Raw genomic sequence first — 6647 nt, forward strand, 5'->3', positions numbered from 1 at the left:
CCGACCCGTGCTCGGAGTCGTTCTCCCGGACCGGCAGATCAGTGCACGGTGATGGCGCGTTCGGGGCAGTTGAGCGCGGCCCGGCGCGCCCGCTCCTCGAACTCCGCGGGTACCTCGGCGGTCAGCACCACGCCGTGGCCCCCCTCGTCGAGGTCGAACACCTCGGGGGCGATCTCCCAGCAGCGCGCGTGCCCCTGGCAGCGGTCCGGATCCACGATGGCCTTCATCGGTCGTCCTCCTTCTTCTCGGGCGGTCGTCGGGGTGGCTCAGAACGTGGCGGAGAGGGACCACGGGCCCTCGGGGAAGGGGCGTTCGAGCAGGTCCATGCTGTAGGCGATCCGGCCGGTCACGGCGCCGGGGGAGGAGCCGCAGAGGACGAGGGCGGCGTCCGCCATGGCGCCGTCGTCCTCGACCGGGGCGTTGTCGGGCGTGTGGGGTGAGACTACGGCGACGCCAGGCGTCATCACCAGACCCGACGTCCCGAGGGCGTTGACGCTCACGCCCGTGCCGTGGACCTCCGCCGCGAGGCCGGTCGTGAGCCGGTCGAGCGCGGCCTTGCACATCCCGTAGGGGACGCAGCCGTCGGCCGCCCAGTCCGGGTACGGCGGGCCCATCGGGTGCCTGGCCTGCTTGGAGGTGATGTTCAGGATCCAGCCCCGTCCGCGTCCGACCATGCCGGGGACGGCGAGCTGGCACAGTCGGAACGGGGCATGGACCATCATCTGGAACATCAGCGCGTAGCGGCGGGGACGGATCTCCAGCGCGGGCCCGTAGAAGTTCACGCCGGCGTTGTTCACCAGGGTGTCCACCGGTCCGAGCGCCTCCTCCGCCCGGGCCACGACCGTCTCGACGTCCTCGGGCGCGGTGAGGTCGGCGCGGATCGCCGCGACCCGCCCGCCTCTGGCCTCGATGCCCTCCATGACCTCTTCGAGCGAGCCGGGAAGCGCGGACGAGCCCCGCGTGACCGTCCGCGCCACCAGGGCGATCGCCGCCCCTTCGGCCGCCATGCGCTCGGCGATGTGCCTTCCGATGCCGCGGCTCGCGCCGGTGACGATCGCCACCCGGCCGTCCATCGATCCCACAGAGAGCTCCCGAGGGGTCAGGGCTGTTTCCGCCAGCCGAGAAAAGTGAGTACCTACTCTCTTATTTTGGCAAGGACGGGGCGCTATTGTAAGTGAGTACCCGCTCTTTTAGTCTCCCGGTTCCGCCGGAAGGAGCTGAGCCCATGCATGACATCGTGATCCGCGGCGGCGAGGTGGCCGACGGGACGGGCTCGCCCCCGAGGCGGGCCGACGTCGCCGTCGACGGCGACCGCGTCACGGCGGTGGGCGAGGTCGACGCCCGGGGAAGGCGCGAGATCGACGCCGCCGGCAGGCTGGTGACCCCCGGGTTCGTCGACGTGCACACCCACCTCGACGCCCAGCTCTTCTGGGATCCGGCGGCCACGCCGTCCTGCCACCACGGCGTCACCACCGTGGTGATGGGCAACTGCGGCGTCACCTTCGCCCCCGTCCGCCCCGGCGAGGAGGCCTACCTCGCCGCGATGATGGAGTCGGTCGAGGACATCCCCGCCGACACGATCATGGCCGGTCTCGACTGGGAGTGGGAGACCTACGGCGAGTACCTGAAGACCCTGGGCCGTCGCCCCCTCGGCGTGAACGCCGGCGGCCTGATCGGGCACAGCGCCCTGCGCCACTACGTGATGGGCGAACGGAGCCTGGAGGAGGCGCCCGCCACGCAGGACGACATCGCCGCCATGGCCGCCATCGTGGGCGAGGCCGTCGACAACGGGGCCCTGGGCTTCTCGACGTCCCGCAGCTTCATGCACACCGTCCCCGACGGACGCCCGATCCCCGGCACGTACGCGCTGCCCGAAGAGCTCGCCGCCATCGCCGAGGCCATGGCCGTGCGCGGACGCGGCACCTTCCAGGTGGTTCCCCGCATCGGCGAGCGCGACGGCGCCGACCGGCGCAACTCCATCTCCGAGATGGCGTGGATGGAGGAGGTGAGCCGCGCCTCGGGCCGCCCTCTGGCGTTCTCCATCATGCAGAGCGACCGCCGCCCCGGCCTGTGGTCCTGGGTGATGGACGAGACCGCCGCGGCCCGCTCCAGGGACGCCGACCTGCGCCCGATGACCTCGGTGCGGGGCAGCGCCATCGTCTACGGCCTGGTCAGCCGCACCCCCTACGACACCCTGAACTCCTGGGCGGAGCTGATGGCCCTGCCCTTCCCCGCACGCCTGGCGGCCCTGGCCGAAGAGGGGACGCGGGCCCGGCTGGTCGAGGAGGCCGGGCAGCCGTCCAAGCTGTCGGGCCCGCTGGCCCCCAAGGACCCCGCCAAGATCTACCTCATGCCCCCCGGCTCGGCCGACTACGACGTGAGCCCGGAGAACAGCCTCGCCGCCGAGGCCGCCAGGCGCGGCACCGGCCCCGCCGAGGCCTTCCTCGCCTACACCCTGGAGACCCGCGGCCTGGGCCTCCTGTACTACCCCGTCCTCAACCAGGACCTGGACGCCGTCGCCCAGATGATCACCAACCCCGACGTCGTGATCGGCGTCGCCGACGCGGGCGCCCACGTCGCCCTGACGATGGACGCGGGCAACTCGACCTTCTTCCTGAAGCACTGGGTCCGGGACAGGGGCCTGCTGGACGTCGGCCGGGCCGTCGGGAAGCTGACCGGGGAGGCCGCCGACCTGTGGGGCATCACCGACCGGGGAATCCTGACGCCGGGAGCCTTCGCCGACATCAACGTCCTGGACCTCGACGGCCTCTACCTGCACACCCCCGAGATGCTGGCGGACTTCCCCCTGGGCGCCCAGCGCTTCACCCAGCGGGCCAGGGGCTACGACTACACCCTCGTCAACGGCACCGTCCTGGTCGACCACGACGAACTGACCGACGACCGCCCCGGCCGCCTGGTCACCTCGTCCTGAACACCGCTCCGCTTCAGGTGCGGGCCGGACCCGGCTTGGCCGGCCCGCACCTGAAGCGGACCCGGCCCGGCGCGGCCGGCCCGCGGACGGCCCGGGGCGGTCAGCCGCCGCGGGCCGCGACCAGGGCGCCGCGGTTGACCTTGGTGGCGGCGCTGCGGGGGACGGCGTCGACGAACTCGACGCTCTTGGGGACCTTGTACGCCGCGAGGCGGCTCTTGGCGTAGGCGACGACCTCCGACGGCGTCGGCGGGGCGCCGTGGCCGGCGGGCTGGACGATCGCGTGGACCCGGCGCCCCCACTCCTCGTCGCGCAGGCCGATGACGACGACGTCGGCGATGCGCGGGTGCCCGATGAGGGCCGCCTCGACCTCGGCGGGGAAGACGTTGGCCCCGCCGGTGATGATGATGTCGACCCGGCGGTCGAGGAGGTAGAGGTAGCCGTCCTCGTCCAGGTGGCCGACGTCTCCGGCGGACTGGAAGCCGTCGGGCGTGCCCCGCAGGCGGGGAGCGTCGCCCAGGTAGGTGTAGCCGCGGTAGGTGGGGGAGCGCAGGTAGATCTCGCCGACCCCGCCGGGCGGGAGGTCGTTCCCCTCGTCGTCGAGGACGCGCAGTTCCGTGCCGCGCAGGCCCCTGCCGACGCTTCCCCTGCGGGTCGTCCACTCGTCGCCGCGCAGGGCGGTGACGCCCAGCGCCTCGGTCATTCCGTACGCCATGACGATGCGTTCCAGGCCGATCAGGTCGCCCCAGCGGTGTACCAGGGACGGGGGCATGGGGGCGGCGCCCTGCAGGATCCACTGGAGGCTGGAGAGGTCGCGCTCGTCGACGCCGGGCAGGTCGGCGATGCGCTGCAGCATCGTCGGGGTGGCGGTGAAGGTCGTGACCCGGTGGCGTTCGACGGCGTCGACGGTCAGGGCGGCGTCGAACCTCTCCATCACCACGAGGCGGTCGCCGTCGAGCAGCCCGTACAGGGTGACGAGCCCGTTGGCGTGGTACATCGGCGCGAGCACGAGGATCGTCTGGGGCCGGGGGACGGGGGCCCACATCTGCATGAACGGGGTGCTGAAGACCGGGTCGTGGAGGGCGGGCCGCTCGCTGAGGATGACCTTCGGCGTGCCCGTCGAGCCGCTGCTGCAGATGCCGTGCACGCGCGGGGAGACGACGTCGGGCAGGTCGGGCACGGCGTGCCCGGCCGCCGCCACGTCGATCCACGGCAGGTCGCCGGTGTCCAGGTGGACGGGTGCGGCCACGACCTCGCGCAGGCGGGTCAGCTCCCATTCGGGCAGGTCCCAGCGGACGGGGACGGGCACCGCGCCGAGCTTCCAGGCGGCGAAGACGGCGAGCACGAACTGCGGCGAGTTGCCGAGACCGAGGCCGAGGCGGTCGCCGAAGCCCAGCCCGCGTGCGGCGAGGGCGCCCGCGAGCCGGTCGGAGCGCAGGTCGAGTTCGCGCCAGGTGAAGCCCGACTCCGCCCCGTCGGGGCCGAGGTGGCTCAGGACGGTCTCGCCGGAGCACCGCGCCGACAGCGCGCGGATCCGGCTCACATTGCTGACGGCTTCCATTCAGGCTCCCTCGTGCGGAGGCAGGGCTTCCTCCGCCCACTTCTGGAGGGCGGGGGCGAGCAGCGGCCAGCGTACGAACACGCCGGGGGCCTCGCCCGCGGTGCGCGCCGCCTGCCGTTCACGCCACTCGGTGTCCTCCCACGGCGGCTCGACGAGCCGGGAGCAGGGGAGTTCCAGCGCGACCCGCTCCGATGTCTCGCGCCGGTGGTGGATGTCGCTCGCGCCGCTGCGGAAGACCAGCGTCGGGACGTCAAGGAGGTGCGCCTCCTCGTAGGGCAGGCCGGGGACGAGTTCGCCTTCCGACGGGCAGTACGCGGCCAGCCAGCGCTCCATCGTCTCGATGAACCGCCGGGGGTCCTGGTCGAGGATCCTCTGCTTGTTGGCGGGGTCGCGATCGATGACCCCGGCCCATTCGGGGAGCTCGGCGACCGCCTCCATGCCGCCTTCCCAGGCCGCCCGGATCGATCCGGCGCAGTAGTGGAGGCCGATGGACAGGAGGCCGAAGACGCCGCCGCTGATCCACCACAGGGCCAGCCCTTCGGCGACGTCGCGGTGGCGTGCCGCGGTCAGCAGCGACACCCGGGAGCCGCCCGACCCGCCGGCGATCACGGCGGGCGCCATGCCGAGCTCCCGCAGCAGCCCCGCCAGGACGTCGGCCTGCATCGCGGACTCGGAGTCCCCCTCGAAGCAGACGTCCGACTCGCCGGTGTTGGGGCGGTCCCAGATCAGTACCCGGTTGCCGTGTCCGGCCAGTGCCTCCGCGAGTTCCCGGACGCCGGGGGCGTCCCTGCCCGCTCGGTCTCCGGGTGTGATCACCCAGGGGCGTCCCTCGCCGACCACCTCGTAACCGACCTTCAGCCCGTTCACGCTTGCCGTCGCCATACCCCGAAGTTACTATCCGAATACATGTAAGGGAATACTCACTTACTTATTGGAGGGCTGACCGATGACCCATGAGGCAGTGATCGTCTCGGGCGCGCGGACCGCGGTCGGGACCGCGTACCGGGGCTCGCTGGCCGACGTCGACGCGCTCGAGCTCGGGACGCGCGCCGTCGCCGAGGCCGTACGGCGCTCGGGCGTCGCGCCGGAGCTCTTCGACGACGTGGTGATGGGCGAATCCCTCTACGGCGGCGGAGCCATCGGCCGCTACGCCGCGATCGAGGCCGGGCTGGTGAACGCCCCCGGCATCGCGCACAACCGGCACTGCGCCTCGGGGCTGTCCACGCTGCAGACCGCGGCGGCGTCGGTCATCGCCGGCATGGACCGCGTCGTCGTCGCGGGCGGAGTCCAGTCCACCTCGACGATGCCCAAGGTGAAGCGGCGCGTCCCGGGGACCGACGAGTGGGAGGAGGACTGGCTGGCCCCCAGCCACCGCGCGACCCCCGACGCGCCGATCGACGACATGACCATCACCGTGGGGTGGAACGCCGCGGTCAGGGCCGGGATCACCCGCGAGGAGATGGACGCCTGGGCGTTCCGCTCCCACCAGCGGGCCGTCGCCGGGATCGACGCCGGAAGCTTCGCCGAGGAGATCTTCCCCTTGGAGGTGGCCCGCCGCGACGGGACGGGCTTCACCTTCGAGGTCGACGAGCACCCACGCAGGAGTTCGACGCTGGAGAAGCTCGCGTCACTGAAGCCGCTGCACCCGGAGATCGCGGGTTTCAGCATCACCGCGGGCAACTCGGCCGGGGTGAACGACGGCGCGGCGGCGCTGGTCGTCACCAGCCGGGCGTTCGCCGAGGAGTCGGGGCTGAGCCCGCTGGCGACCGTGCGGTCCTGGGCCTCGGTGGGGGTGCCGCCGTCCGAGACCGGTCTCGCGCCGATCCTGGCCGTCCCCAAGGCCCTCGACCGCGCCGGGCTGTCGGTCGGGGACGTCGCCCTCTGGGAGATCAACGAGGCCTTCGCCTCGGTGAGCGTCGCCGCGACCCGGGCGCTGGGCCTCGACGAGGACACCGTGAACGTCCTGGGCAGCGGCTGCAGCCTGGGGCACCCGGTCGCGATGACCGGAACCCGGATGGTCCTCACGCTCGTCCACGAACTGCGCCGCCGCGGCGGAGGCTTCGCCGTCGCCGCGATGTGCGCGGGCGGGGGCATGGGGACCGCGCTCGTGCTCGAGGTGCCCGCCCCGGCGTGAGGCCGGGCAAGCGGACGGCCGGG

Annotated in this window: 6 protein-coding genes; 2 read left to right on the forward strand and 4 right to left on the reverse strand. The window is 72.8% G+C overall.

Annotated features, from left to right (window positions below):
• Positions 1–38: 38 nt before the first annotated feature.
• A complete protein-coding gene (locus ABD327_RS28420; protein ID WP_344454714.1) occupies positions 39–227 on the reverse strand; it encodes a ferredoxin in 189 nt (62 codons plus the stop codon).
• A gap of 39 nt (positions 228–266) precedes the next feature.
• Positions 267–1073, reverse strand: a complete 807-nt coding sequence (locus ABD327_RS28425) for an SDR family NAD(P)-dependent oxidoreductase (RefSeq protein WP_344455533.1) — start codon at positions 1071–1073, stop codon at positions 267–269.
• 152 nt (positions 1074–1225) lie between these two features.
• On the opposite strand from ABD327_RS28425, the gene ABD327_RS28430 reads away from it, so the two are divergent.
• Complete coding sequence (locus ABD327_RS28430; RefSeq protein ID WP_344454716.1) at positions 1226–2932, forward strand: N-acyl-D-amino-acid deacylase family protein; 1707 nt, start codon at positions 1226–1228, stop codon at positions 2930–2932.
• 100 nt (positions 2933–3032) lie between these two features.
• On the opposite strand, the gene ABD327_RS28435 is transcribed toward ABD327_RS28430, so the two are convergent.
• On the reverse strand, positions 3033–4490 hold the full coding sequence (locus ABD327_RS28435) for a class I adenylate-forming enzyme family protein (RefSeq protein WP_344454718.1): 1458 nt from the start codon (positions 4488–4490) through the stop codon (positions 3033–3035).
• Positions 4491–5372, reverse strand: a complete 882-nt coding sequence (locus ABD327_RS28440) for an alpha/beta fold hydrolase (RefSeq protein ID WP_344454721.1) — start codon at positions 5370–5372, stop codon at positions 4491–4493.
• Positions 5373–5436: 64 nt separating this feature from the next.
• On the opposite strand from ABD327_RS28440, the gene ABD327_RS28445 reads away from it, so the two are divergent.
• Positions 5437–6624 carry a thiolase family protein gene (locus ABD327_RS28445; protein WP_344454724.1) on the forward strand — a complete coding sequence of 396 codons (1188 nt, stop codon included), beginning with the start codon at positions 5437–5439 and terminating at the stop codon, positions 6622–6624.
• The last annotated feature ends 23 nt before the right edge of the window (positions 6625–6647 follow it).

This window comes from Actinocorallia aurantiaca, assembly GCF_039533685.1.
Classification (GTDB): domain Bacteria; phylum Actinomycetota; class Actinomycetes; order Streptosporangiales; family Streptosporangiaceae; genus Actinocorallia; species Actinocorallia aurantiaca.

What these genes read in the sequence shown, in the direction of transcription:
- ABD327_RS28435 (WP_344454718.1), bottom strand. Translation starts at nt 4,490, where the DNA reads ATGGAAGCCGTCAGCAATGTGAGCCGGATCCGCGCGCTGTCGGCGCGG.
- ABD327_RS28445 (WP_344454724.1), top strand. Translation starts at nt 5,437, where the DNA reads ATGACCCATGAGGCAGTGATCGTCTCGGGCGCGCGGACCGCGGTCGGG.
- ABD327_RS28425 (WP_344455533.1), bottom strand. Translation starts at nt 1,073, where the DNA reads ATGGACGGCCGGGTGGCGATCGTCACCGGCGCGAGCCGCGGCATCGGA.
- ABD327_RS28420 (WP_344454714.1), bottom strand. Translation starts at nt 227, where the DNA reads ATGAAGGCCATCGTGGATCCGGACCGCTGCCAGGGGCACGCGCGCTGC.
- ABD327_RS28440 (WP_344454721.1), bottom strand. Translation starts at nt 5,372, where the DNA reads ATGGCGACGGCAAGCGTGAACGGGCTGAAGGTCGGTTACGAGGTGGTC.
- ABD327_RS28430 (WP_344454716.1), top strand. Translation starts at nt 1,226, where the DNA reads ATGCATGACATCGTGATCCGCGGCGGCGAGGTGGCCGACGGGACGGGC.